Origin of the sequence: Streptomyces thermolilacinus SPC6 (genome assembly GCF_000478605.2) — a bacterium.
GTDB lineage: Bacteria > Actinomycetota > Actinomycetes > Streptomycetales > Streptomycetaceae > Streptomyces > Streptomyces thermolilacinus.
The window spans coordinates 1,445,524-1,471,633 of the sequence record NZ_ASHX02000001.1 but is presented as its reverse complement, the minus strand read 5'-3'; the positions used below and the strand labels follow the sequence as shown (position 1 = coordinate 1,471,633).

The window sequence follows — 26,110 nt, the reverse complement described above, 5'->3', positions numbered from 1 at the left end:
CCCCGCTTCCTTGTCCGTGTCCTCGCCGAAGCCGGTCGGCCGCATCCCGACGGCCTACCGGCAGGCACGCCCACCGAGGCGCCCCCGGCCACCGGGGGCGGCCACCCGGGCGCGCCCGTCTGACGGGCGCGCCCCCGGCGCTGACGCGCTCAGGCTCATCGCCCGGCGAACTTCTCGCTGACGGCCGTGAAGACACCCTTCGCCTCAGCGCCCAGACGCGGCCCGGCGAGCCAGCCCGCCTGCACCGGCCCGATCGAGGTGTTCGACACGAGCGCGGGCTTGCCGTCCTGGCCCGTGGCCACCCAGCCACCGCCCGACGAACCACCGGTCATGCTGCACCCGATGCGGTACATCGTCGGCTGGCTGGCCTTCACCGAGAGCCGCCCCGGCTTGTCGGCGCACTGGAACAGCTTCTGGCCGTCGTACGGCGGCGCCGCCGGGTAACCGGTCGCCTCCATGCTCGCGATCTTCGACGCGGCCGGCGCCGCGAACTCGACCGGAAGCGCCGAGCCGACCGTCTCCTCCAGCGACTTGCCGCCGCTGCCCTTCTCCGGCGTCACATGGATGACGGCGAAGTCGTACGGGGCGCCCTGGCCGCCCGTCGGCGCACCCTGGTCGATCCACTGCTCCGAGGTCTGCGCCCAGTCGCCCCACCACACGCCGTACGGCGCGACGTCCTCACGGGACGCCTTCTCCAGCTCGGCCGTCGAAAGACCCTTGTTGTTGTACGACGGGACGAACGCGATGTTCCGGTACCAGCCGCCGTTCTTGCCCGCGTGGACGCAGTGCCCGGCCGTCCACACGAGGTTGGACTTGCCCGGGTTCGCCGGGTCCTTCACGACCGTGGCCGAGCACACCATCGAGCCCTTGGGGCCGTCGAAGAGGAGCTTGCCGGCCTCCGGCGCGCTGCCGTGGTACTCCGGCTCGACCGCGGTGGCCTCGACCCGCTTCGGCGTCGGGTCCGTCACCCCGGCGTCGTCGGGCAGGTCACCGTCCTCGACGGGCTGGTCCGGCTCCTCCGCCTCCCGCATCCGGTCCGGGTCCCAAAGGTCCTCGATGATCGGGTTGACGAAGTCCTGCGCCTCACGCAGCCACTTGTCCTTGTCCCAGTTCTTCCACTCGCCGCCCCGCCACTTGTCGAGGTCGATCCCGTGCTCCTTGAGCCGGTCCTTCAGCTCGTCCGGGATGGTGATCTTCCCGTCCGCGGCGGGGGTCTGGACCGCGGAGGCGCTCGGCGCGGCAGCCGGGTCCTCCTCGGGGCCGCAGCCCGTGGCGGTCAGCGCCAGCGCCGCCGCGACGGCGGTTGACGCGAGCAACGGACGAATCGTTCGCATGAGTGATCCCCCTGGGACTTCGTGAACCGAGCGCTTCCGGGAAAGCGCTCCTCCAACGCGGAACTACGTATTGCGGAACTTCACACTCCGGCCGCGCGGGGCGCTGCCGGGGCGCCGGGCGCCGAAGTGCGGCCCCCACTATGCCGGTGCCGTTGGGGACGGTGTGCGGCAGGGCGGCGGTTCCCCGGGGCCCGGATCTTCGGAATGACCGTGATCCCCCGGAGATGTCGTCGTTGGTACGGGCGGGACGCCGGGCCCGCACCGAACGCGGAGCGGCCGGGCGCCGTACCGATGTGCGACAGACCGTTACCGACGGGAGGACCCCAGACGTGGCCGCGACCGAACCAGCCACGGCGGCACCGCCCGCCGGACCCGGAGGCACTCCGTCCGGCACCGAGGGCCCCCGGCCCGCCGGACCGGACACCGTTCCCGCCCCCGGCGGGCAGGCCGCTCCGGCGCCCGGCGGGCAGGCCGTTCCGGCCGCCGGGTCCGAGGGCATCCTGCGCCGCCAGTCCCTCCGCGAGCCGGCCGCCCGCACCTACGCCCGTTCGCTGCCCGTCGTCCCCGTACGCGCCCGGGGCGTGACCATCGAGGCGGCGGACGGCCGCCGCTACCTCGACTGCACCTCAGGCGCGGGCACCCTCGCCCTCGGCCACAACCACCCGGTCGTTCTGGAAGCGGTCAAGAAGGTCATCGACTCGGGCGCCCCGCTGCACGTCCTGGACCTCGCCACCCCGGTCCGGGACGACTTCACGACCGAACTGTTCGCGACCCTGCCGCCCGCCTTGGCGCGCGAGGCCCGCATCCAGTTCTGCGGACCCGCGGGCTCGGACGCGGTCAACGCGGCGCTCGACGTGGTCCGCGCGGCCACCGGCCGTACCGGCCTGCTGACCTTCACCGGGGCCTCGCACGACGGCGGCGAGGCGCTGTCCGGCCGCCCCGACGCGCCCGGCGGCGTCGCGGAGCGCCGGGTGACGAGGCTGCCGTACCCGCACCCGTACCGCTGTCCGTTCGGCGTCGACGGCCGGGGCGGGGCGGAACTCGCCGCCCGCTGGACCGAGACCCTGCTCGACGCGCCCGAGTTCCACGCCGAGCCGCCCGCCGCGATGATCGTCGAGCCGGTGGGGAGCGGCGGCGGGGTGGTGCCCGCGCCCGACGGCTGGCTGCGCCGCATGCGGGAGATCACCGAGGCCCGGTCGATCCCGCTGATCGCCGACGAGACGCTCACCGGCCTCGGGCGCACGGGGGCGTTCTGGGCGGTCGAGCACAGCGGGATCGTCCCGGACGTGCTCGTCGTGTCCAAGGCCCTCGGCGGCTCGCTCCCGCTGTCCGTGATCGTCTACCGCTCCGGGCTCGACCGCGGCGGGCGGTGCGGACGCGCGGACGCGTTCCGGGGCAACCAGCTGGCGATGGCGGCCGGGACGGCGACTCTCCGGTACGTGCGGGACAACCGCCTAGCGGAGCGGGCCGCCGTGCTGGGCGCCCGGCTGCTGGCCCGGCTCCGGGAGCTGGCCGCCGCCCATCCGTGCGTGGGCGACGTACGGGGGCGGGGGCTCATGACCGGCGTCGAACTGGTCGACACGGCGGCCCGCTTCGGGGACGTACCGCCGCCCGCCCCGGCCCTGGCGGAGGCGGTGCGACGGGAGTGTCTGGAACGGGGCCTCATCGTCGCCACGGGCGGTCGGCATTCCGGGGTCGTACGGCTCCTGCCGCCGCTGACGCTCACCGACGGGCAGGCCGACGCCGTACTGGACCGCTTCGCCGACGCCCTCGCGGCGGCCGAGCGGTCCCAGCCCCGCTGAGGGCGCGGCCCTTCCGTCAACCTGGAGTGCCGGAAGTGGCTCGCACGGGTGAAGTGGGCCCTTTGCGCGAGGCGGTCGCCACCGGGGAGTGGCCGGAAGCGGGCGGAGACGCACGCGTGGCGGGCCGACTGTCAGTGCGGCCCCGTAGGGTGGACGCGCTATGACGAAGCCATCCCTCCCCGAGCTCCTCCACGCCGCCGTCGCCGCCGTCGGCGGTACGGAAAGGCCAGGCCAGGTCGCCATGGCCGAGGCCGTCGCCCAGGCCATCGACGACGGTACGCACCTGCTCGTCCAGGCCGGCACCGGCACCGGCAAGTCCCTGGGCTACCTGGTGCCCGCCCTGGCGCACGGGGACCGCGTCGTCGTCGCGACGGCCACGCTCGCCCTCCAGCGGCAGCTGGTCGAGCGGGACCTGCCCCGCACGGTGGACGCGCTGCACCCGCTGCTGCGCCGCCGCCCGGAGTTCGCCATGCTCAAGGGCCGGTCCAACTACCTGTGCCTGCACCGGCTCCACGAGGGCGTGCCGCAGGAAGAGGAGGACGGGCTGTTCGACCACTTCGAGGCGGCCGCCCCGACCAGCAAGCTCGGACAGGATCTGCTGCGCCTGCGGGACTGGTCGGACGAGACGGAGACGGGCGACAGGGACGACCTGACGCCGGGTGTCTCCGACCGGGCGTGGGGGCAGGTGTCCGTCTCGTCGCGCGAGTGCCTGGGGGCGAGCAAGTGCGCGTACGGCGCCGAGTGCTTCGCGGAGGCGGCGCGGGAGCGCGCCAAGCTCGCCGAGGTCGTCGTGACCAACCACGCGCTGCTGGCGATCGACGCCATCGAGGGCGCCCCGGTCCTGCCGCAGCACGAGGTGCTGATCGTGGACGAGGCGCACGAGCTCGTGTCCCGCGTGACCGGGGTCGCCACCGGTGAGCTCACGCCCGGCCAGGTCAACCGGGCGGTGCGGCGCGCAGCGAAGCTCGTGGACGAGAAGGCCGCCGACCAGTTGCAGACGGCTGCCGAGGGGTTCGAGAAGCTGATGGAGCTGGCCCTGCCCGGCCGCCTCCAGGAGCTTCCCGAGGACCTCGCGTACGCGCTGATGGCCCTGCGGGACGCCGCGCGCACGGTGATCACGGCGCTGGGCAACACAAGGGACCGGTCCGTCCAGGACGAGGACGCGGTCCGCAAGCAGGCCATGGCCTCCGTGGAGAACGTCCACGCGGTGGCGGAGCGCATCGCGAACGGCTCCGAGTACGACGTGGTGTGGTACGAGCGGCACGACCGCTTCGGCGCGTCCCTGCGGGTGGCGCCGCTGTCCGTGTCGGGGCTGCTGCGCGACAAGCTGTTCACGGACCGGTCGGTCACGCTGACGTCGGCCACGCTGAAGCTGGGCGGGGACTTCAACGGGGTGGGGGCCTCGCTGGGTCTCGCCGCCGAGGGCGTGGAGGGCGAGGACCTTCCGGTCTGGAAGGGCATCGACGTCGGCTCGCCGTTCGACTACCGCAAGCAGGGCATCCTCTACGTGGCCCGGCACCTGGCGACGCCGGGGCGCGAGGGCAGCCGCACGGACATGATGGACGAGCTGGCGGAGCTGATCGAGGCGGCCGGGGGCCGGACCCTCGGCCTGTTCTCCTCGATGCGGGCCGCGCAGGCGGCCGCCGAGGAGCTGCGGGGCCGCCTGGGCGTGCCCGTGCTGTTGCAGGGCGAGGACACGCTCGGCGAGCTGATCAAGGCGTTCGCCAACGACGCGGAGACGTGTCTGTTCGGGACGCTCTCGCTGTGGCAGGGCGTCGATGTGCCGGGGCCGAACTGCCAGCTCGTGGTGATGGACCGCATTCCGTTCCCGCGCCCGGACGACCCGCTGGTGAGCGCGCGGCAGAAGGCCGTGGAGGAGGCGGGGGGCAATGGCTTCATGGCCGTCGCGGCGACGCACGCGGCGCTGCTGATGGCGCAGGGCGCGGGCCGCCTCGTGCGGGCGACGGGCGACCGGGGGGTGGTGGCGGTCCTGGACCCGCGCCTGGCGAACGCCCGGTACGGCAGCTTCCTGCGCGCCTCGATGCCGGACTTCTGGTACACGACGGACCGCAATCAGGTGCGCCGCTCGCTGGCCGCCATCGACCAGGCGGCGAAGGCGGAGGCGGCGGTCTGACGGACGGCGAGCCGGGAGCGGCGCGTCCGGACACAGCAGGACCCCGGGACCGGCGCAGGGGTCCCGGGGTCCGGTCGGGGCCGGCGGGGGTCAGACCCGCCGCAGAACCGCCACCACCTTGCCGAGGATGGTCGCCTCGTCGCCAGGGATGGGCTGGTAGGCGGCATTGTGCGGGAGCAGCCAGACATGGCCGTCCTCCCGCTTGAAGCGCTTGACCGTGGCCTCGCCGTCGAGCATGGCGGCCACGATGTCGCCGTTCTCCGCGACGGGCTGGCGGCGGACGGTCACCCAGTCGCCGTCGCAGATGGCGGCCTCGATCATGGAATCGCCGACGACCTTCAGGACGAACAGCTCACCGTCGCCGACGAGCTGCCGGGGGAGGGGGAAGACGTCCTCGACGGACTCCTCGGCCAGGATGGGCCCACCTGCGGCGATCCGGCCGACGAGCGGGACGTACGACGCGGCGGGCTTGCCGGCCGTGTCCGGGGGCTGCGTGCTCGGCTGGTCGGAGCCGCGCACCTCGTACGCTCGGGGGCGGTGGGGGTCGCGCCGCAGGAAGCCCTTCCGCTCCAGCGCCATCAACTGGTGTGCCACCGACGACGTGCTGGAAAGACCGACCGCCTGGCCGATCTCCCGCATCGACGGCGGGTATCCGCGCCGCTGCACCGAGTCGCGGATGACCTCGATGACCCTTCGCTGCCGGTCCGTGAGGCCCGAGCTGTCGGCGCGGATGCCGGGAGGTCGGCCGGGGAGCGCCCGTGCGGGCTTGGCGGGCTCGGGCGTCGTGCCCGCCTCGTTCGCGTTCTTCACGGTCATGGCGTGTACCGGCTCGAATCGGCCCTGGGAGCGGTCCTGGGCGGTGATGGTGGCACTGTCTGCGGTGGTGGTCACGTCGGCCCCTCTCGAATGGTCTCCCTGGCTGGCACAACGGTAGTTGCTTTCGAAAGGTTGCGCCAAACACACGTTCGAGTGAAAAACCGCGGAATGGCTTACCTGTGCGTGCGCCTGGGTGTATGTGCGACCTTTCGTCGCCTGGGGCGGCGTGAAGGCAATTCGGACCATTACGGTATCGCCCGCCGCCGCTGTGGAGGCGCCCGCCCCCGGCGGGCGTGGCGCGACACGCCGCCCGCGGCCCTTCCCCGGCCGCCTTGGGCCCGTGCCCCGGGCGTGTCAGGGGACGGCCGTGCCGTAGGCTCGTCCGCGGCCCGGAAGCCGGTGCGCTGCGCGACACGCGCCACACCGAGAATGAGGCCCAGACCCTACATGTAGTGGTTGCATGGTGACAGCCGCCCAGAAGTTGTGGTCCCTGGTCCAAGTAGGGGTCGGGCATCACCTATGCTGGTGGCTGCTTCGAGGGGGTCCGGGAGGGCCTCGCGAGGCTATTCAGTCGTGCTGTGAAGGAGGCTTGGGACCATGCACTGCCCCTTCTGCAGGCACCCCGACAGCCGTGTCGTCGACAGTCGCACCACCGACGACGGGACGTCCATCCGACGCCGCCGCCAGTGCCCCGACTGCTCCCGCCGTTTCACCACGGTGGAGACCTGTTCCCTCATGGTCGTGAAGCGAAGCGGGGTCACCGAGCCCTTCAGCCGGACCAAGGTCATCAACGGCGTGCGCAAGGCGTGCCAGGGGCGGCCCGTCACCGAGGACGCCCTCGCGCAGCTGGGCCAGCGGGTCGAGGAGGCCGTCCGGGCCACCGGCAGCGCCGAGCTCACCACGCACGACGTCGGCCTCGCCATACTCGGCCCGCTGCGGGAGCTCGACCTCGTCGCGTACCTGCGCTTCGCGTCCGTGTACCGCGCGTTCGACACGCTGGAGGACTTCGAGGCCGCCATCGCGGAGCTGCGCGAGCGGCGGCCGGCGGAGGGGGGCGGCACCGGTGCGACCCCCGCGGTCCCGGTGCCCGCGGCCTCCGCCGACTGAGCGGCCGGCCGGACCCGCGGCGGTCCGGCGACAGGCCGCTGAGCGGCCAATCGACCTGTCACGGGTGCTGCTCGCAGCGCTCACGACAACAGACGGAAACCGTGCCTTGGAAGATCTGGGCACATCAGGGTGTTTTTGCCCGTATATGGGAGGCGGCATGACAGAGACGACGAGCGGCCCGGCACGAGGCTCCCGCGCCAAGGGGTCCAACAAGGCGAGCAAGGGCCTGCGTATGGAGCGCATCCACACGACCCCCGGCGTGCACCCGTACGACGAGGTCGTGTGGGAGCGCCGTGACGTCGTCATGACCAACTGGCGCGACGGCTCGGTCAACTTCGAGCAGCGTGGCGTCGAGTTCCCCGACTTCTGGTCGGTGAACGCGGTCAACATCGTCACCAGCAAGTACTTCCGGGGTGCCGTCGGCACGCCGCAGCGCGAGACGAGCCTGAAGCAGCTCATCGACCGCATCGTGAAGACCTACCGCAAGGCCGGCGAGGAGTACGGCTACTTCTCGTCGCCCGCCGACGCGGAGATCTTCGAGCACGAGCTCGCCTACGCCCTCCTGCACCAGATCTTCAGCTTCAACTCGCCGGTGTGGTTCAACGTCGGCACGCCGCAGCCCCAGCAGGTCTCCGCCTGCTTCATCCTGTCCGTCGACGACTCCATGGAGTCGATCCTCGACTGGTACAAGGAAGAGGGCATGATCTTCAAGGGCGGCTCCGGCGCCGGCCTGAACCTCTCCCGCATCCGCTCCTCCAAGGAGCTGCTGTCCTCCGGTGGCAACGCCTCCGGCCCGGTCTCCTTCATGCGCGGCGCCGACGCCTCCGCCGGCACCATCAAGTCCGGTGGCGCCACCCGCCGCGCCGCCAAGATGGTCATCCTCGACGTCGACCACCCCGACATCGAGGACTTCATCGAGACCAAGGTGAAGGAAGAGGAGAAGATCCGTGCCCTGCGCGACGCGGGCTTCGACATGGACCTGGGCGGCGACGACATCACGTCCGTCCAGTACCAGAACGCCAACAACTCGGTCCGGGTGAACGACGAGTTCATGAAGGCCGTGGAGTCCGGCGGCAAGTTCGGCCTGCGCGCCCGCATGACCGGCGAGGTCATCGAGGAGGTGGACGCCAAGTCCCTCTTCCGCAAGATGGCCGAGGCCGCCTGGGCCTGCGCCGACCCGGGCATCCAGTACGACGACACGATCAACCACTGGCACACCTGCCCCGAGTCGGGCCGCATCAACGGCTCGAACCCGTGCAGCGAGTACATGCACCTGGACAACACGTCCTGCAACCTCGCCTCGCTGAACCTGATGAAGTTCCTGAAGGACGACGGCAAGGGCAACCAGTCCTTCGAGATCGAGCGCTTCGCGAAGGTCGTCGAGCTGGTTATCACGGCGATGGACATCTCCATCTGCTTCGCCGACTTCCCGACCGAGAAGATCGGCGTGAACACCCGCGCCTTCCGCCAGCTGGGCATCGGCTACGCCAACCTCGGCGCCCTCCTCATGGCGACCGGCCACGCGTACGACTCCGACGGCGGCCGCGCCCTGGCCGGCGCGATCACCTCGCTGATGACCGGCACCTCGTACCGCCGCTCCGCCGAGCTGGCCGCGGTCGTCGGCCCGTACGACGGCTACGCCCGCAACGCCGAGGCACACAAGCGGGTCATGAGGCAGCACGCCGACGCGAACACCGCGGCCGTCCGCATGGACGACCTGGACACGCCGATCTGGGCCGCCGCCACGGAGGCCTGGCAGGACGTGATCCGCCTCGGCGAGAAGAACGGCTTCCGCAACTCGCAGGCCTCCGTCATCGCCCCGACCGGCACCATCGGTCTGGCGATGTCCTGCGACACGACCGGCCTCGAGCCCGACCTCGCGCTGGTCAAGTTCAAGAAGCTGGTCGGCGGCGGCTCCATGCAGATCGTCAACGGCACGGTCCCGCAGGCCCTGCGCCGCCTGGGCTACCAGGAGGAGCAGATCGAGGCGATCGTCGCCCACATCGCCGAGCACGGCAATGTGATCGACGCCCCGGGCCTCAAGCAGGAGCACTACGAGGTCTTCGACTGCGCCATGGGCGAGCGCGCCATCTCCCCGATGGGCCACGTCCGCATGATGGCCGCGATCCAGCCGTGGATCTCCGGCGCGCTCTCCAAGACGGTCAACATGCCGGAGACGGCGACCGTCGAGGAGGTCGAGGAGATCTACTTCGAGGCGTGGAAGATGGGCGTCAAGGCGCTCGCGATCTACCGCGACAACTGCAAGGTCGGCCAGCCCCTCTCCGCCAAGAAGAAGGAGGAGAAGAAGGCCGAGGTCGTCGAGCCGACGAAGGTCGAGAAGGTCGTCGAGTACCGCCCGGTCCGCAAGCGCCTCCCGAAGGGCCGCCCGGGTATCACCACGTCCTTCACGGTCGGCGGCGCCGAGGGCTACATGACCGCCAACTCCTACCCGGACGACGGTCTGGGCGAGGTCTTCCTGAAGATGTCCAAGCAGGGCTCGACCCTCGCGGGCATGATGGACGCCTTCTCCATCGCCGTCTCGGTCGGCCTCCAGTACGGCGTGCCGCTGGAGACGTACGTCTCGAAGTTCACCAACATGCGCTTCGAGCCGGCCGGTATGACGGACGACCCGGACGTGCGGATGGCGCAGTCGATCGTCGACTACATCTTCCGCCGCCTGGCGCTGGACTTCCTGCCGTTCGAGACCCGCTCGGCGCTCGGCATCCACTCCGCCGAGGAGCGTCAGCGCCACCTGGAGACCGGTTCGTACGAGCCGGCCGACGACGAGGTGGACGTCGAGGGCCTGGCCCAGTCCGCCCCGCGCCAGCAGGAGGCCCCGAAGGCCGCCCCCGCCCCCAAGGCGGAGATCCCGGCCGTCCCGGCCCCGAAGCAGGCGCACACGTCGGCGGAGCTGGTCGAGATGCAGCTCGGCATCCAGGCCGACGCCCCGCTGTGCTTCTCCTGCGGTACGAAGATGCAGCGCGCGGGCTCCTGCTACATCTGCGAGGGCTGCGGCTCCACCAGCGGTTGCAGCTGATGGCGGCCCGGCGGGCGCCGCACGCGGCAGCCCGTAGGGGGAGCTGACCAGCAGTACGCGAAGGGGACCGACCACGGGTCGGTCCCCTTCGTCGTGCTGTCGGCGACGCTTTGCGGTCCCCGCCTCGGCATGCCATGCTCCGGCCATGATCAAGAGAATCGAGCCCTCCTCCCGCCGGTGAGCGGGACGCCCGGGACGTCACTGCCCGGACCTGAACCGACCCTGTTCGCGCCCGCGCTGCGGCTGCACCGGTCACATCCCGACGGGCCCCTCCGCGCGACGGCGCCCCCTGTCCCGACGACGCGGCGCACCGGGGCCGGTCCGGTCCACGGCCGCCGCGTGACCGGCGTCAGGCGGGCCGGGACGCGGCGCTGATCCTGGACGCGCACTTCGCCGGGCCCCCTGCCCGCCCGGGCGGCCTGGCCGACGCCTTCCACCACGTCCACATCCCGATCCAACCCGATGCGTCCATCGCGGCGGCGGCCGAACGGGCCCCCGGGGGCCAAGCGCGGCGGACGGGCCGGTGGCTGGTACGGCACAGCACCGACCGCTGCGCGGTCACCGGGGGGCTGGCCCTGGTCGCGGCCGCCGCGACCCGTGAGGACATCCCGCTGATCCAGACGATCGGGCTGCTGTCCAACCGCTTCGGGCCGCTGGCGGCGCACGCGCTGGAGAGGCTGCCCGGCGGCGCGGAGGCCCTGCTGTGGCTCGCCGACCGGGTCGCCGGGTGGGGGCGCGTGTACGTCGCGGAAGCCCTCTGCCGCCTCGACGATCCGGCCGTCCGGCCGTGGCTGCTGCGCCGCGCGTGCGACGGCGACTACCTGAACGGGTACTTCGCGGGCAAGGCCGCCGTTGGCCGCCCGGCTGCACGACGCGGTCGAAGAGCTGGGCGACGACGAGGAGCTGGCGGACCACACGGGACGGCTGCTGCGGGTGATGAGCGACTGCGACGGCATGGGGGCCACCCTCGCCCGCTACCCGCACGCGGCCGCGGTCCTGGACGCGTACGTCCGGGCCGCGCGGTCACTCGGCCCGACCGTCCAGCGCTTCTCCACGACGGCGGGGCTCGCCCAGGACCTTGCCGTGAAGCCTCCCGAGGCGGTCGGCTGCCGTCCGGAGCAGCGGGACGCGCTGCGCGGGGCGTATGTCTCCCTGCTCGACCGGGAGGAGTGGGTACGCGTCGCACGGGACGCGCTCGCGGCGGGGGACGCCCGGATGGTCCGGCTCGCCGACCACAGGGCACCGGAGCTGGTACTGCGCGCGTTCCCCGGGCCGCCGGGTGCCGGGCACACGGCGCGGCGCGGGGGCGGGGAGATCTGACTCGGAGCGTGTCCCCGCCCGCGTGCCCGGCCGCCCTTACCGGGGCGCGCCCATCAGCTGCGTGAAGGAGTCAGGGTCGGAGTCGAAGCCGCGTACGGCGGACTTGTAGGTCCAGGTGCTCGGGCCTTGGCGGGTGAACTCCACGACCGTCGCGGACGTGGCGTCCCGTACCGCGCCGAAGTCGTCCCGGAACAGCTCGTCGTACCCCTCCTTGACGATGACACCGGTGTTCGCGACATCGCCGAAGGTGACCCGGCCGCTGCCCTGCTGGATCGCGACGCCCACCACTACGCGCGCGTAGGAGGGCGCGAGCCGGTTGAGTTCCAGCGTCATGGACTCGTCGATGCCCAAGCCCTGCCCGGTACGGCTGTCCCGGTTCAGCGTGATCGTGCCGTCCGGTGAGCGGCTGTCGAAGTGCACCAGGTACGCCGGTTCACCGTGCGGGGCCTCGGCGCCGTACACCGCGGCGATGATGTCGAGGTCGTGGACCGCGCCGCCGGTGCCCGGGTCCCACTTCAGGGCCACCTCGACCTTCGCCACGCCCTTGTTCAGACTGCTCACGGCTTCCCCCTCTCCGGAGGCCGGTATCGCGCAGGGGCCAACTCCCCTCCGCTCCGAACCCGTTGTCCATGGTGTCACGGAGCGTCAGTGACGAACGCCTCATCGGCCGGTTCTCGGCGCCGTACGATGGCGCGGTGCTGGTCAAGTGGATTCGCTGCACCGTGGTGGACCGTAGGGGGTTCGAACGGGGGCAGCGGAAATGGGCGGGGCTGCCGGGCGAACCCGGCTTCCGGGGACAGGGCGGCGGTTGGAGCCGGCTGCGCCCCGGGGTGGCCCATGTCTTCTCCTTCTGGGAGAGCCGCCCCTTCTACGACTCCTTCATGGCGCGCTCCCACGACCGGCTCGCCGCCGCGCAGTCCGGCACTTTCAAGGACGCACAGGTCAAGCTGTTCGACTACCGCTTCGACGTGAAGACGGGCTTCGAGCCGCGCTTCACGGACGCCGACGTCGTACGGGTCGCCCACAGCCGCATCCGCGAGGACCGGGTCGAGCACTACGCCCTGATGCAGGAGAAGGTCTGGAACCCGGCCATGGCCGGGTCGCCGGGCATGCTGCGGGGCATGTTCGGGGAGGCCCCCGGCAACGAGTTCCTGGTCCTGTCGATGTGGAAGTCGGCGGCCGAGCACGGCAAGTACCGGGCCGAGCGGGTGGAGCGGCTCGCCCTGCGCACCCAGCTCGCCGCCGACGTCGTCGCGCTGACCGGGGACGTCGTGGACCTCGAAGCGGCCTGGACGGTGTGAGGGGCGCCCGCGTGGCGGGTGCCGCACCGGTAGCGGTGGGTGCGGCGGCCGGGGCGACAGCTGCCGTGTGCGGCGGGGGTTGCTGGGCGGCGGGCCGGGGCGCCTGCGGCTGGTGGAGCGGTCAGCCGCTGGGTCCGCGGGGGTTGGTGAGGCGGCCGGCCGGTGCGCCTCCCAGCTGCTGGGGCCTCAGGGGTCGGGTGTGCGTGTCGGTGCCGGTGAGGGCCCGTCCGTGGCCTGGCCGGTGCCGGTCGGCGGCATGAACGCGCCCGCCCGTACCGCCGCGACCGTCGCCGCCGCCGACTGGTCGGCCAGGGCCGCGTGCACCGGCTCCCGTGTGACGAACAGCCGGAGGAACAACGGAGCCGATACGGCACGCACGACCGCGCCCGCGTCCGTACCGGCCGGGGCCTCGCCCCGCGCCACGGCACGCTCGACGACGGTCTCGCAGCGCGCGAACCGCTCCGCGTAGAAGGCCCGCAGCGCGTCGGCGGCGCGCTCCGACTGGAACGCCGCCGCGATGAACGCCGTGGGCGCCGCCGCCATCTCCGGGTCGGAGAACGAGTCGCACACCTCGCGCGCGAGAGCCCGCAGATCGCCCTCCAGGCCGCCCGTGTCCGGAGGCGTCCAGGCGTCCTCGCCGGCCAGGTCCAGGGCGTCCGCGACCAGTTCCTCGACGCCGCCCCACCTGCGGTACAGCGTCGTCTTGTGCACGCCCGACCGCTCGGCCACGTACTCGACGGTGAGACCCGGGTAGCCGTGCTCGGCCAGCCCGGTCAGGACGGCGTCGCGGACGGCCGCGCGAGTCCGCGCCGTACGGCCGCCGGGACGTCGGGTGCCGGGGCGCTGGGTACCGGTCGGGACAGCCGGGTGCCGCACTTCCTCAGTCAATCGCTACTCCTGTTGCGTTAGGTGGGACGAGTGTGCCACACTCTCCATAACGCCACTGCAGTTGCATTTGCTGGCGCTCTGCACGCTGTCGTCGCCCTGTCGCCCATTCGTCCGGAGGTGCCCTTGCCCACACAGATCTCCCTTCGCCGCGTGACCAAGTCCCGAGGTGAGCGGCTGCTGCTCGATGACGTGTCCCTCGCCGTGCGCCCCGGGGAGCGGATCGGCATCGTCGGGGAGAACGGCGCGGGCAAGACGACGCTGCTGCATCTTCTGGCCGGGGCGGAGACCCCCGACGACGGCGAGGTGATCACCGTCGCGGAGGGAGGTGTCGGCCTCCTCGCCCAGACCCCGCAGCTCCCGCCGGACCGCACGGTGGGGGAGGCCATCGACGCCGCCCTCCACGAACTGCGGACCATCGAGCGCCGACTCCGCGACCTCGAAGCGGCGCTCGGCGACGCGGACGAGGCGACCCTCGGCCTGTACGGCGAGCTGCTCACCACGTACGAACTGCGCGGCGGCTACGAGGCGGACGCCAGGGTCGACAAGGCCCTGCACGGCCTCGGGCTGGCGGGCACAGGCCGGGACCGGCCCCTCGGCAGCCTCTCCGGCGGCGAGCAGGCCCGCCTCGGCCTCGCCTGCCTCATCGCCGCCGCCCCCGAGGTGATGCTGCTGGACGAGCCGACCAACCACCTGGACGAGACCGCCCTCGGCTGGCTGGAGGACGACCTCTCCGCCCATCGCGGCACAGTGGTCGCCGTCTCCCACGACCGCACGTTCCTGGAGCGGGTCGCCACCACCGTGCTCGACGTTGACGCCGACCGGCGCACCGTCGTCCGCTACGGCAACGGCTACGCGGGCTACCGGGAGGAGCGCGCCGCCGCCCGCCGCCGCTGGGAACAGTCCTACGCCGACTGGTGCGACGAGACCGCGCGGCTGGAGGCGTACGCCGCCACCACCGCCCACGGCGTCGCGGCGGGCCGCGCGATCAAGGACAACAACAAGATGGCCTACGACCGGGCTGCCGGGCGCGTCCAGGCGTCGGTCTCCGGGCGGGTGCGCGCCGCGCGCGAGCGGCTGCGCCGCCTCCGCGAGGACCCGGTGCCACCGCCCCCGCGCCCCCTCGCCTTCGCCGCCCGACCGCTCACCGGCACCGCCGACGGCGACCTGGTGACCCTGACGGACGTGCGCGTGGGAAACCGCCTCGCGGTCGAACGGCTCACGGTGGCGGCGGGGGAGAAGCTGCTCGTCCACGGCGGCAACGGCGCCGGGAAGTCCACCCTGCTGCGCGTCATGGCGGGGCAGCTCGCCCCGGACTCCGGCACCGTCACCCGGCGCGGCCGCATCGGCTACCTCGCCCAGGAGATACCCGTCGGCCGCCCGGCGGAGCGGCTGCTCACCGCGTTCGGCCGGGGCCTCGCGGGCACGGAGGAGGAGAAGGAGGAACTCCTCCTGTCGTACGGGCTGTTCCGCCCCCGCGACCTCCACACACCCGTCGGCTCCCTCTCCGCCGGACAGCGCCGCCGCCTCGCCCTCGCCCGTCTCCTCGCCCGACCCGCCGACCTGCTGCTGCTCGACGAACCGGCCAACCACCTCGCGCTCGGCCTGGTGGAAGAACTGGAGGAGGCCCTCGACCGCTGGACCGGCGCCCTCGTCGTCGTCTCCCACGACCGCCTGCTCCGCCGCCGCTTCACCGGCCGCGTCCAACGGCTGGAGGCCGGCCGCCTCACCCGCTGAGCCCGGACCGGAGAGGTTTCACCGGATAGAGTGGCAAGGCGATGACCGCTGACTTCTCTCCCGCCCGGCGCTTCGAACGCGCTCTCGCCAGCCTTCGCGGGCTGGCCGTGGGGGACGCCCTGGGCTCCCAGTTCTTCGTCCCCGCCAACTACCCCCTGCTGAAGCGGCGCGAGCTGCCACCCGACCCCTGGCAGTGGACCGACGACACCGAGATGGCCTGCTCCGTCCTGGCCGTCCTCGCCGACCACGGACGCATCGATCAGGACGCCCTCGCTCGCTCCTTCGCCGTGCACCACGACTTCGACCGCGGCTACGGCCCCGCCGTCAACCGGATGCTCCGCCTGATCAGAGAAGGCGGCGACTGGCGAGAACTCGCCGCCGGCCTCTTCCAGGGCCAAGGCTCCTGGGGCAACGGCGCGGCCATGCGGATCGCCCCCCTCGGCGCCTGGTACGCCGACGACCCCGAGCAGGCCACCCACCAGGCGGAGATCTCCTCCTACACCACCCACCAGCACCGTGAGGCGGTCGTCGGCTGCATGGCGGTCGCGGCCGCCGCCGCCCTCGCCGCGGCGCCACAGGGACCGCCCGAGCCGGCCGACTTCCTCGACGCCGTCGTCGCCCTCGTGCCGCGCAGCGCCGTCGGCGCCGGGCTGCGGCGCGCCCGCGACATGCTCGACTACGACGACACCCACACCGTCGCCGCCGTCCTCGGCTGCGGGCGCCGGACCACCGCCCACGACACCGTGCCGTTCGCCCTGTGGTCCGCGGCCCGCTCCCTCGGCGACTACGAGCGGGCATTCTGGACAACCGCGCAGGCCGGAGGCGACGTCGACACGACATGCGCCATCGTCGGCGGTGTGGTCGCCGCCACACCGGCGGGTGCGCCTCCCGCCGACTGGCTCGCCCGCACCGAGGACTTTCCCGACTGGATGCCCGGCGGCCCCGGTCACTGACGCCCGCCCCCGCTCCCCGCCCCGGGGGCGCAGGCCCGCTCCCGCGCACGTCAGGCGGGTGGCGGGCAACTCCCGTGGTGTACCTATGATGGTGTCGGGAACGCGGTGGCGCGTCCCGCCCCGCCACCGCCGCAGCCTCCGGCGCCCCGGTCCGCCGACCCGTACCGGGCAGGCGGAAGGCACTCGATGCCAATCCGGGTGTCGCGGGAGGGGACGGGCGGCGTAACCTGTCAGGCGCCATGCCGTACGAACCACCCACACACACCGTCGAGCGCTCGATCCGAGCGACAACCGGCGCCAAGGTCATCGCCGGAGTCGACGAAGTCGGACGCGGGGCGTGGGCAGGGCCCGTCACGGTGTGCGCCGCCATCACCGGACTGCGTCGGCCCCCCGCCGGTCTCACCGACTCCAAGCTCATCACCCCCAAGCGCCGCGCCGAACTGGCCGCGGAGCTGGAGCAGTGGGTCACGGCCCACGCCCTGGGGCACGCCTCCCCCGAGGAGATCGACGAGCTCGGAATGACGGCGGCACTTCGGCTGGCCGCCATACGGGCGCTGGACGCCCTGCCGGTGCGCCCCGACGCGGTCATCCTCGACGGCAAGCACGACTACCTCGGCGATCCCTGGCAGGTCCGGACGGTGATCAAGGGCGACCAGTCCTGTGTCGCCGTGGCGGCCGCATCGGTGATCGCCAAGGTGCGGCGGGACGCCATGATGGCCGAACTGGAGTCGCAGTACGACACGTATGCGCCGTTCGGGTTCGCGGCGAACGCCGGTTACCCGTCCCCGGTGCACAAGGCCGCGCTCGCCGAACTCGGCCCCACCCCGCACCACCGCATGACCTGGGCCTACCTGGACGCGCTGCCCCGGTGGCGGCACCTGAAGAAGGTCCGTGTCTCCGCGGAGGCGGCCGAACTGGAAAGCGGGGGCCAGCTCGGCTTCGACTTCTGACCCACCGCCAGACGGCCCGCCTGACGGGCCGCGCATATGAGCCACCCGCCGATGCCACTCGCACCGGCGTTTGATAAACATCCGATTATGCCTCTCACCCCCGAGGAGCCTCAGATTCACGAGAGTGCCCAGGGTCCCCGCGCCACGCCGGCCGCCGGCCGCCCCGCGCCGACCCCCAGACCCGTACCTGGCCCGCGCACCGCGGCCTCGCCCCGTCCCGGCCGTCCGGGTCCCGGCCCGGCCCGCCCCGCGCCGCCGGCCGCGCGCCAGCAGACCGCAGGCGCCAAGCCGACGCCCCGGCCGGAGAACCGTTCCGGAGACACCGGGAACGAACCGCAGATCCAGTTGATCCCCGCCCCGCTGGACGGAGCCCTCGACGCCGCCGAGGAGGCCGTGGACCTTCTGCTGGAGAGCGGCCGCGCACCCGGCGACATCCTGGTGCTCACCACCGGCGAACAGCACCCGTGGGCGACGCATGAGCTGTCCTTCGGCGAGGCGTCGTACTGGGCCCAGCACGACGCCCGCGACGACGTGTTCTTCGCTGACGCGTCGGCGCTGGACCGTGCCGCGGCCCGGCCCGTGGTCGTCGTCGCGGTCAACGGCGGCGACGACGCAGCCACCGCCCGGGCGCTGCGCGCCGCGCTGACCCGCGCCGACGCGCTGCTCATCGTCTGCGGCGAGCCGAAGCGGATCAACGCCGCGCTCGGCACCGCCCTCTGACGAAGACCCACTCGTCACCGCCCTCTGGCGGAGGCTCAACTCGCCGGCCCGGACGGCATCGCCGCCCGGTCCGGTGAGCCTTCGCACGGCGCGACTCCGGTCGGCAGGAGGCGCTAGCGGGCCGCCGTACGCCGCAGGGCGTCGGCGGCGCCGCTCGCCCGGCGCAGCGTGGGCGGCGCGTCGTCGGCCCCGGCCTGCGACAGGTCGGTCGGCGGTGACGACGCGTGCGGGCTGCGGCCTCCGCGGCCCTCGCCCATCACCTGCCAGCCGTCACCGGTCAGTGTGATGTACGCACCGCAGCGCAGCCCGTGCAGCGTGCAGGCGTCCCGCAGGCCCCACATCCACGCCCCGTCCTCCTCCGTCCAGCGCTCGTCGCCCTCGCGGCAGAAGAGCAGGACGGCCGTACGCACCGGGGTGCGGCGCCGCAGGTCGTGCGGGATCACCCGGCGCAAGTGCGCCAGCAGCACGTTGCGGAAGTCCCACCCGTCCGCCGGGATCGGCCTCGGGGTGAACGACGCGCTGGCGACGAGCCGTTCTTCGTGATCGAGGACGGCGACCACCGCGGTCGCGGGCCTCGGCAGATGGCGGGCGTGCAGTCCCGTGACGATGTCACGAGGATTGCGCAGCAAGGGAATTCCGGCCGCCGCCCACTCGGCGGGCTCGAGCATACGGGCGAGACGGCTGGCGGAACCGGCAGGCGAGGCGAACGAGCTGGCTGCGGACGGAGCGAATCCGAAGGTCACGGTCCTCCCTTCGCATACGCGCCCACATCAGCGGGCAGGGGTCGGGTGAGGGCCCGCCGCGACACAGCCCTCCGGACCGCGAACGGACCGTGCGGGGCGGAATCCAATTCTCTCTGGCCACACGGGCGGGCGGCAACGAGCAATTGCGGCCCCTGACGGGAATGGGATGTTATGACACCCAATTCCCGGCCGGAACAATTCCCTTTACCGTCCCGGATCATCCCGCGACCGCGAGGACCAGCGGAAACACCCCCGTCGCCCCGGCCCGGCGGAGCAGCCGCGCCGCCATCGCCAGCGTCCAGCCGCTGTCGGAGAAGTCGTCCACCAGCAACACCGGTCCGTCCGCCGACGACAGGCGGCCGGCCAGGTCGGCCGGAACCGTCAACGCCCTGTGCAGACCGTGTACCCGCTGCGCGCTGTTGGTACGGGAGATCCGGATGTCCGCCGCCTCCGGCGCGTAGCCGACCGAGCCCAGCAGCGGCATCCTGCCCACCTCGGCGATCCGCTCGCCCAGCGAACCCACCAGCCGCGGCCGCGTCCGCGACTCCATGATGACCACCCCCGCCGGGCGGGGCGGCACGTCCGGACCGCCCGACGCCCAGCCGCCGGGACCCTTCGCCCAGTCGGCCAGGACCCGCACGACCGCGTCCACCACATCGTCCGGCACCGGCCCGTCCGGCGCGCCCTCCGCCAGCATCGGCCGCAGCCGGTTGCCCCAGCCGATATCAGACAGCCGCCCCAGCGCACGGCCCGTGAACGACTGCTCCCCGGCCGGGATGCGGCCCTTCAGCTCCACCCCGACCGCGGGCAGCCCCGTCGGCCACATCCGGCGCGGCTCCACCTCCACACCCGGCCTGCTCAGCTCACCGCGCGCCGAGTCCAGCGTGCTCGCCGACACCTTCGCGTCGAACCGGGGCCCCGCGCAGTTGTCGCACCGGCCGCACGGCGCCGCCTCCTCGTCGTCCAGCTGCCGCCGCAGGAACTCCATCCGGCAGCCGTCCGTCGCCACGTAGTCCCGCATCGCCTGCTGCTCCGCGGCCCGCTGCCGCGCCACCCAGGCGTACCGCTCCGCGTCGTACGCCCACGGGCGGCCCGTGCTCGTCCAGCCGCCCTTCACCCGGTGCACCGCCCCGTCCACGTCGAGGACCTTGAGCATGGTCTCCAGCCGTGTGCGCCGCAGCTCGACCAGCGGCTCCAGCGCGGGCAGCGACATGGCGCGTTCCGCCCGCGCCAGCACGTCCAGCGTGCGCCGCACCTGCTCCTCGGGAGGGAACGCGACCGACGCGAAGTACTTCCAGATCGCCTCGTCCTCCCTGCCCGGCAGCAGCAGCACCTCCGCGCTCTCCACACCGCGGCCGGCGCGTCCCACCTGCTGGTAGTACGCGATGGGCGAGGAGGGCGAGCCGAGGTGCACCACGAAGCCGAGGTCCGGCTTGTCGAAGCCCATGCCGAGCGCCGACGTCGCGACCAGCGCCTTGACCCGGTTGGCCAGCAGGTCCTCCTCCGCCTGCTGCCGGTCGGCGTTCTCCGTGCGGCCCGTGTAGGACGCGACGGCGTAGCCGCACTGCCTCAGATGCGCGGCGACTTCCTCCGCCGCGGCGACCGTGAGCGTGTACACGATGCCCGACCCGGGCAGCTCACCGAGATGGTCGGTCAGCCACGCGAGCCGGTGCGCCGCGTCCGGCAGCCGTACGACCCCCAGGCGCAGGCTTTCCCGGTCGAGCGGGCCGCGCAGCACCAGAGCGTCCGACTCCGCGCCCGTGCCGAGCTGCTCGGCCACGTCGGCCGTCACCCGGGCGTTCGCCGTCGCCGTCGTCGCCAGCACCGGAACACCCGGCGCCAGCTCGGCGAGCATCGTGCGCAGACGCCGGTAGTCGGGGCGGAAGTCATGGCCCCAGTCGGAGATGCAGTGCGCCTCATCCACCACGAGCAGGCCCGTCGCCGCGGCCAGCGCGGGCAGGACCTGGTCGCGGAAGTCCGGGTTGTTCAGCCGCTCCGGTGACACGAGGAGCACGTCCACCGCGCCGGCCGCGATCTCCTCCTGGACGTCTCGCCACTCCTCCGTGTTCGACGAGTTGATCGTCCGGGCGTGGATGCCGGCCCGGGCGGCGGCCTCCACCTGGTTCCGCATGAGCGCGAGCAGCGGCGAGACGATCACGGTGGGCCCGCCGCCCCGCGCTCGCAGCAGGGCCGTGGCCACGAAGTACACGGCCGACTTGCCCCACCCGGTGCGCTGCACGACCAGGGCCCGTCTCCGGTGCGCGACCAGCGCCTCGATGGCCCGCCACTGGTCCTCGCGCAGCCGTGCCGTGCCGGTGGCGTCACCGACGAGGCGGGCCAGCACGGCGTCCGCGGCGGCACGCAGGTCTTGGTCGTTCGTGAGCTCCATGCCTCACATGGAACAGCACGGCACCGACAACCGGCGAACGGTACGCCAAGCCTGTGGACAAAGTTATCCACAGGGGTCGCGGATCGGCGGAGGGAAGGAGACCGTCGAGCCATGAACGCACACGACGACCACACCGGTCCCCACGGCACCTCCCCGTCCGGCGGCGCCCTGCCCGTCCGCACCACCGGTTTCACCGAGGAGCCAAAGATCACACTGCGAAGTTCCGCCGAGCTCGCCGACGCGCTTCCCTACATGCTCGGCTTCCACCCGACCGACTCGGTCGTCCTCCTCGCCCTCCACGGCGACCGAGGCCGCTTCGGCGGACGGATCCGCCTGGGCATTCCGAGCTCACCCCGCGAATGGGCGCCCACCGCCGAGCAACTCGCCGAGTGCCTCATCGAGGGATGTGAGCGGCACGGCTCCCGACCGGACGGCATCGTCGTCTTCCTCTACCAGGACCCGGCCGAAGGCGAGAGCGGCCGCCGCGTGATGGAGCGGCTGCGACCCTTCGCCCAGAAGCTGCGCACGGCGTGTGGCGCCCTCGACGTCCCCGTGTACGAGGCGCTGTGCCTCTCCGACGGCAGGTTCTGGTCGTACGTCTGCCCCGACAGCGACTGTTGCCCGCCCGACGGCACCGCGCTCGCCCCGCCCGGCACCTCCGTCATGGCGGCCGCCGCCGCGTACGCGGGCATCCACGTCCGAGGGTCGCTGCGCGACATGGAGGCGCGGCTCAGGCCCCGCACGGCCCCCGCCACGGTCGCCGAGCAGGAACGCGCCCTGGACACCGCCAGCGCGGCACTCGTCCACCGCATCCTCAACACCACGGCGCGCCAGGGAGTACGGGACGACACGATCCGGCTGGCGCAGCGGCTCATCGACCGGCTCGCCGACCATCCGCCGCTCGCCGATCAGGACGCCTCCGACTCCAGGGACGACGCGCTGATCACCCACGAGGAGGCCGCCGAACTGATCGTCGGACTCCAGGACCGCCGCACCCGGGACCGCGCCGCCGAGTGGATGGAGGGCCGCGAGGCCGACCACGCGCTCCGTCTCTGGCGTGCCCTGGCCCGCCGCTGCGTCGGCGTCTACGGGGAACACGCCGCCGCGCCCCTCAGCCTCGCCGGATGGGTCGCATGGTCCACGGCCGACGAGCCCAGCGCCCGCGTCGCCCTCGGCCTGGCGCTCGAAGCGGACCCCGAATACGCCTTCGCCCGGCTGCTGCACCAGGCGTGCAACGAACAGCTGGACCCGGAGACGCTCCGCGAATGCCTGCGCGGGGAGCGCGAGGCCCGTACGAAGGCCGAAGCGCGGCGCCCTTCGGCCCGCCGGGCGGCAGGACGGCCCGGCGCGCGGGCGGTACGGCGAGGGCTGCGCGCCCGGGTCGGCAGGCCCGGCACCACAGCGACGGGCACCTCGTCCACGAGGCCCGGCACCGCCACCCCGGGCACCCGGCCCACGAGGCCCGGCCCGACCCGGCCCGCCGACGCGGCCGGCCCCGGACCCGGTCCTGGGACTCGTGTGCAGCGGCGCCCCGGACTTCAGGATCCGTCCCGTACGTCCGGCGGAGGACCGGGTGACGGCCTGTCCGGTACGGGATGCGCGGACGGCAACGACTGGGGGAGCGCCCGATGACGGCCGTGACTCCCGCCCCGTTACGGCCGTTCACGTGGGTGGCGGAGTCGCCCGACCCGTGCCGCCGTACCTCCAGCGGCTGTCCGGAGCGCACAGAAGGCTCAGCAGACGACCCATGGACCTCACCGTCCCCACCCCGGCCATCCACCATTCAGCGTCCGCGCCCGCCCGGGCTCACCGCGGCCACACGGGCCAGCCCTCCGGCCTCGGCCACGGGCCGTCGCCCGGCGCCCGCCCCGGCGAGCTGGCTCCGGTGCACCACACCCTCGTCGCCGTCGCCCTGCCGGCGCTGGCCGTCTCGGCCGAGCACGGACAGCTCACCGGGCACGGCCTGGAAGGCGTCTACCAGTCGGGACGGCGGCTGCTCTCCCGCTGCCGACTGCGGGTCTTCGGCCGCGAACCGCTCACGGTCCAGGGCAGACTCGCCTCGGCGGGGCAGGCCAGGTTCATGGCCGTCGTCCGCACCCCGGCCGACCCCGGGCCCGACCCGGGGGTCGTCGTCGAGCGGTCGCGGGACGCCGACGGCTCCGAGCGCATCACCCTGCGCAACACGACCGGCCGCCCGCTGCGCATCCCCGTGGAGCTGGCCCTCGGCACGGATCTCGCACCGCTCGGCGCCGCCGTCTCCGGCAGGCCCGGACCCGAATTGCCGGCCACCGTCCACGGCTCGGGCCTCCGCTGGACGGCACCCGACGGCGTCCAGGCCCTGGTCACGGCCGACCCCCCGCCCATGGACGCCCTCGCCTCCGCCGGGCTCCTGTGTTGGGAGCTCGACATCGCCCCCGGCGCAGCCCGTGCCATCGAACTGTCCGTCCACGCCGGACGTCCCCTCCGCCCGGCGGGCCGCGCCGGTGTCCCGCACCTCCAGGAGGCACGTGCCGAGGCCGACGACCCTCGGGCGGGGAGGCTCCTGGCGGCGGCCCTCGACGACCTGCGGGGCCTGCTCGTCCGGGACCCCGCCCAGCCGTCCGACCTCCACCTCACGGCGGGCGTACCGTGGCGAACGGGCCCCGCACCCGCCGAGGCGCTCTGGGCCGCCCGCATGCTCCTGCCCCTCGGCACCCGGCTCGCCGCCGACACCCTGCGCGTCGTCGCCCGCACGCTGGGCACGGGCCCCGGGCGGAGCGGGCGCGTCCCCGGGCCGCTCCGCGACGCGGGCCCCCACCTGCCGCCCGCCTGCACCGGAGTGGAGGCCACCCTCGCCTTTCCGGCCGTACTCGCCGAGGCCCGCCTCTGGGGCCTTGCCGAACAGGAACTCACGGCGCTGATGCCCGCCGCCGAACTCTGCCTCGACTGGCTGCGCACCGCCCTGGACGGCGACGGACTGGTCGCCGAACCCGGCCCGGCGGGGCCCGTACGGCGCGCTGAGACACAGGCGCACGCCCACCGGGCGGCCCTGCTCGGCGCCGCGCTCCTGGAGGCGTGCGACCGGCCGGGCGCCGACGAGTGGCGAGACCGGGCCCGGGACATGCGACGGCGGTTCCGCGACGACTTCTGGCTGGACGACCGCGCGGGCGGCCGCCCCGCCGCCGCCCTCACCGAAGAGGGCCGCCCGCTGCCGCACCTGGGCGGAGCCATGGCCCACCTCCTCGACACCGGCCTCGTCGCAGCCGGGTGCCACGCCGACGGGCTGCTCGACCGCGTACGGACGGAGCAGGTGGCCAGGCTGCTCGGAGGCCCCGCGCTCGACTCCGGGTGGGGATTGCGCAGCCTCGGCGCCAGGGAGCCCGGCCACAGTCCGTTCGGGCACCGCGCCGGGGCTGTCCGGGTCCACGAGACAGCCCTCGCCGTGTCGGGCCTGTTCGCCGCCGGGTATGAGAAGGAGGCGTCCGGGCTGTTGGGCGGCCTGCTGGACGCGGCGGAGGCGTTCGCGTACCGGATGCCCGAGATGTTCGCCGGGGAGCAGCGCACCGAAGGCGCCCTCCCGGTGCCGCACCCCTCGGCGTGCCGCCCGGCGGCCGTGGCCGCGGCCGCCGCCGTCCATGTGCTCACCGCGCTCACGGGCGTCCGACCCGACGCCCCGGCCCGCACGGTCGCGCTGCATCCGGTGCGCTGTGCCCCCTTGGGGGCCATCCGGCTCTCCGGACTCAGCGTCGCGGGCGAGCCGTTCGCGGTGCGCGTGAGCAGGCTGGGCCTCGGCATAGTCGAGGAGGCCGCCGCCGGACTTCAACTGGGGGTGTGACCACGGGGGAACCGCTCAGGGCGTTGATCATCGGCTGGAGAACCGGTGATCCATCGCTCCGGACAACGTCCGGGCACTCCGCCGCCGACCGGGGACGACGGGCCGCGAGGCGTACCGGACATGTCACCGGACATGTCGCGGGCGTCCCGTCGGGTATACCGCCCGGCGTGCCGTCGGCCGTACCGGGAGCGAGCCGATGGCCGGGAACGTGTCGAACACCGTGGCCGTAGTGCGCGAGGAGCGTGTTTATCGTCAGGGAGACGACTATGATCGCGGCATGTCCCCCTACGACCCCTCGGCCTATCCGCCCTTCGCCGTGACCGTCGATCTGGTCGTCCTCACCGTGCGCCGCCACGCGCTGTGCGCACTGGTCGTCCGGCGCGGGGAGCCGCCGTTCCAGGACCGCTGGGCGCTGCCCGGGGGATTCGTACGGGTTGACGAGGATCTCGGTGCCGCGGCGGCGCGGGAGCTGGCCGAGGAGACGGGGCTGTGCGTGCACGACCCGGGCGACCCGACGCCCCTGCCCGGCGCGGGCGCGCACCTTGAGCAGCTCGCCACCTACGGCGACCCGAAGCGGGACCCCCGCATGCGGGTGGTGAGCGTCGCGCACCTCGCCCTCGCGCCCGATCTGCCCGCGCCCCGGCCGGGTGGCGACGCCAACAGCGTCCGCTGGGCGCCCGTCGAGGAACTGCTCAGCCCCGAAAGCGGCTTGGACGGTGACGACGAGCCGCCCGTACCGCTCGCGTTCGATCACGCGCGCATCCTGGCGGACGGCGTCGAGCGCGCCCGCTCCAAGATCGAGTACTCCTCGCTGGCCACGGCCTTCTGCCCGCCGGAGTTCACGGTGGGGGAGCTGCGTCGGGTCTACGAGGCGGTGTGGGGCGTGGCGCTCGACCCGCGCAACTTCCACCGCAAGGTGACCGGAACGCCGGGCTTCCTGGTGCCCGCCGGCGGCACCACCACCCGACAGGGCGGCCGCCCCGCGCAGCTGTTCCGCGCGGGCGGCGCCACGCTGCTGAACCCGCCGATGCTCCGCCCGGAAGTCTGAGCAACCGCGGGCGACACCGG

At 73.4% G+C, this 26,110-nt stretch carries 19 protein-coding genes; 13 read left to right on the top strand and 6 right to left on the bottom strand.

Annotated elements, in window-relative coordinates; all coding sequences use genetic code 11:
* Window positions 1-155: 155 nt before the first annotated feature.
* The gene (locus J116_RS05945) at window positions 156-1,334 is read right to left on the bottom strand and encodes a trypsin-like serine peptidase (RefSeq protein ID WP_028963732.1); all 1,179 of its coding nucleotides are present in this window, start codon (window positions 1,332-1,334) and stop codon (window positions 156-158) included.
* A 497-nt stretch (window positions 1,335-1,831) separates the two neighbouring features.
* Between J116_RS05945 and J116_RS05940 the strand changes: the two genes are divergently transcribed.
* Both J116_RS05940 and J116_RS05935 read left to right on the top strand, forming a co-directional pair.
* Window positions 1,832-3,136: an aminotransferase class III-fold pyridoxal phosphate-dependent enzyme gene (locus tag J116_RS05940; protein WP_051203661.1), complete on the top strand. Its 1,305-nt coding sequence runs from the start codon at window positions 1,832-1,834 to the stop codon at window positions 3,134-3,136.
* 160 nt (window positions 3,137-3,296) lie between these two features.
* Window positions 3,297-5,270: an ATP-dependent DNA helicase gene (locus J116_RS05935; RefSeq protein WP_023586178.1), complete on the top strand. Its 1,974-nt coding sequence runs from the start codon at window positions 3,297-3,299 to the stop codon at window positions 5,268-5,270.
* A gap of 90 nt (window positions 5,271-5,360) precedes the next feature.
* Here J116_RS05935 and lexA read toward each other — a convergent pair whose 3' ends face one another.
* Window positions 5,361-6,161: a transcriptional repressor LexA gene (gene lexA / locus J116_RS05930; RefSeq protein ID WP_023586177.1), complete on the bottom strand. Its 801-nt coding sequence runs from the start codon at window positions 6,159-6,161 to the stop codon at window positions 5,361-5,363.
* Window positions 6,162-6,683: 522 nt separating this feature from the next.
* Here lexA and nrdR point away from each other — a divergent pair.
* The 3 genes from nrdR to J116_RS30760 all read left to right on the top strand — a co-directional run bounded on the left by nrdR (window position 6,684) and on the right by J116_RS30760 (window position 11,550).
* The gene (nrdR, locus tag J116_RS05925) at window positions 6,684-7,193 is read left to right on the top strand and encodes a transcriptional regulator NrdR (RefSeq protein ID WP_023586176.1); all 510 of its coding nucleotides are present in this window, start codon (window positions 6,684-6,686) and stop codon (window positions 7,191-7,193) included.
* 157 nt (window positions 7,194-7,350) lie between these two features.
* Window positions 7,351-10,230, top strand: a complete 2,880-nt coding sequence (locus J116_RS05920) for a vitamin B12-dependent ribonucleotide reductase (RefSeq protein ID WP_023586175.1) — start codon at window positions 7,351-7,353, stop codon at window positions 10,228-10,230.
* Between the two features lie 852 nt (window positions 10,231-11,082).
* On the top strand, window positions 11,083-11,550 hold the full coding sequence (locus tag J116_RS30760) for a hypothetical protein (protein ID WP_235617320.1): 468 nt from the start codon (window positions 11,083-11,085) through the stop codon (window positions 11,548-11,550).
* Between the two features lie 36 nt (window positions 11,551-11,586).
* Here the strand turns inward: J116_RS30760 and J116_RS05910 are convergent, their stop codons facing one another.
* On the bottom strand, window positions 11,587-12,111 hold the full coding sequence (locus J116_RS05910) for a TerD family protein (RefSeq protein WP_023586174.1): 525 nt from the start codon (window positions 12,109-12,111) through the stop codon (window positions 11,587-11,589).
* Between the two features lie 134 nt (window positions 12,112-12,245).
* Here J116_RS05910 and J116_RS05905 point away from each other — a divergent pair, with 134 nt between their 5' ends.
* Window positions 12,246-12,851 carry a YdbC family protein gene (locus tag J116_RS05905; RefSeq protein WP_028963730.1) on the top strand — a complete coding sequence of 202 codons (606 nt, stop codon included), beginning with the start codon at window positions 12,246-12,248 and terminating at the stop codon, window positions 12,849-12,851.
* Window positions 12,852-13,037: 186 nt separating this feature from the next.
* Here J116_RS05905 and J116_RS05900 read toward each other — a convergent pair whose 3' ends face one another.
* Window positions 13,038-13,739 (bottom strand): TetR/AcrR family transcriptional regulator, encoded by a 702-nt coding sequence (locus tag J116_RS05900; protein WP_235617319.1) that lies wholly within the window; start codon window positions 13,737-13,739, stop codon window positions 13,038-13,040.
* A gap of 123 nt (window positions 13,740-13,862) precedes the next feature.
* Here J116_RS05900 and abc-f point away from each other — a divergent pair, with 123 nt between their 5' ends.
* The 4 genes from abc-f to J116_RS05880 all read left to right on the top strand — a co-directional run bounded on the left by abc-f (window position 13,863) and on the right by J116_RS05880 (window position 18,096).
* Window positions 13,863-15,473, top strand: coding sequence for a ribosomal protection-like ABC-F family protein (gene abc-f, locus J116_RS05895; protein ID WP_023586171.1), 1,611 nt, complete (start codon window positions 13,863-13,865; stop codon window positions 15,471-15,473).
* A gap of 41 nt (window positions 15,474-15,514) precedes the next feature.
* On the top strand, window positions 15,515-16,426 hold the full coding sequence (locus tag J116_RS05890) for an ADP-ribosylglycohydrolase family protein (RefSeq protein ID WP_023586170.1): 912 nt from the start codon (window positions 15,515-15,517) through the stop codon (window positions 16,424-16,426).
* 239 nt (window positions 16,427-16,665) lie between these two features.
* Window positions 16,666-17,376 carry a ribonuclease HII gene (locus tag J116_RS05885; protein WP_023586169.1) on the top strand — a complete coding sequence of 237 codons (711 nt, stop codon included), beginning with the start codon at window positions 16,666-16,668 and terminating at the stop codon, window positions 17,374-17,376.
* A gap of 87 nt (window positions 17,377-17,463) precedes the next feature.
* Window positions 17,464-18,096: a hypothetical protein gene (locus J116_RS05880; protein ID WP_028963729.1), complete on the top strand. Its 633-nt coding sequence runs from the start codon at window positions 17,464-17,466 to the stop codon at window positions 18,094-18,096.
* Between the two features lie 113 nt (window positions 18,097-18,209).
* Here J116_RS05880 and J116_RS05875 read toward each other — a convergent pair whose 3' ends face one another.
* Both J116_RS05875 and J116_RS05870 read right to left on the bottom strand, forming a co-directional pair.
* Complete coding sequence (locus tag J116_RS05875; protein ID WP_023586167.1) at window positions 18,210-18,839, bottom strand: hypothetical protein; 630 nt, start codon at window positions 18,837-18,839, stop codon at window positions 18,210-18,212.
* A gap of 217 nt (window positions 18,840-19,056) precedes the next feature.
* Window positions 19,057-21,228 carry a RecQ family ATP-dependent DNA helicase gene (locus tag J116_RS05870; RefSeq protein WP_023586166.1) on the bottom strand — a complete coding sequence of 724 codons (2,172 nt, stop codon included), beginning with the start codon at window positions 21,226-21,228 and terminating at the stop codon, window positions 19,057-19,059.
* A 111-nt stretch (window positions 21,229-21,339) separates the two neighbouring features.
* On the opposite strand from J116_RS05870, the gene J116_RS05865 reads away from it, so the two are divergent.
* The 3 genes from J116_RS05865 (at window position 21,340) to J116_RS05855 (ending at window position 26,090) form a co-directional block, all read left to right on the top strand.
* Window positions 21,340-22,860 carry a DUF4192 domain-containing protein gene (locus tag J116_RS05865; RefSeq protein WP_023586165.1) on the top strand — a complete coding sequence of 507 codons (1,521 nt, stop codon included), beginning with the start codon at window positions 21,340-21,342 and terminating at the stop codon, window positions 22,858-22,860.
* Between the two features lie 115 nt (window positions 22,861-22,975).
* Entirely contained in the window at window positions 22,976-25,042 is a 2,067-nt protein-coding gene (locus tag J116_RS05860; RefSeq protein ID WP_023586164.1) for a glycogen debranching N-terminal domain-containing protein, read from the top strand.
* 277 nt (window positions 25,043-25,319) lie between these two features.
* Window positions 25,320-26,090, top strand: a complete 771-nt coding sequence (locus tag J116_RS05855) for an NUDIX hydrolase (protein ID WP_023586163.1) — start codon at window positions 25,320-25,322, stop codon at window positions 26,088-26,090.
* The last annotated feature ends 20 nt before the right edge of the window (window positions 26,091-26,110 follow it).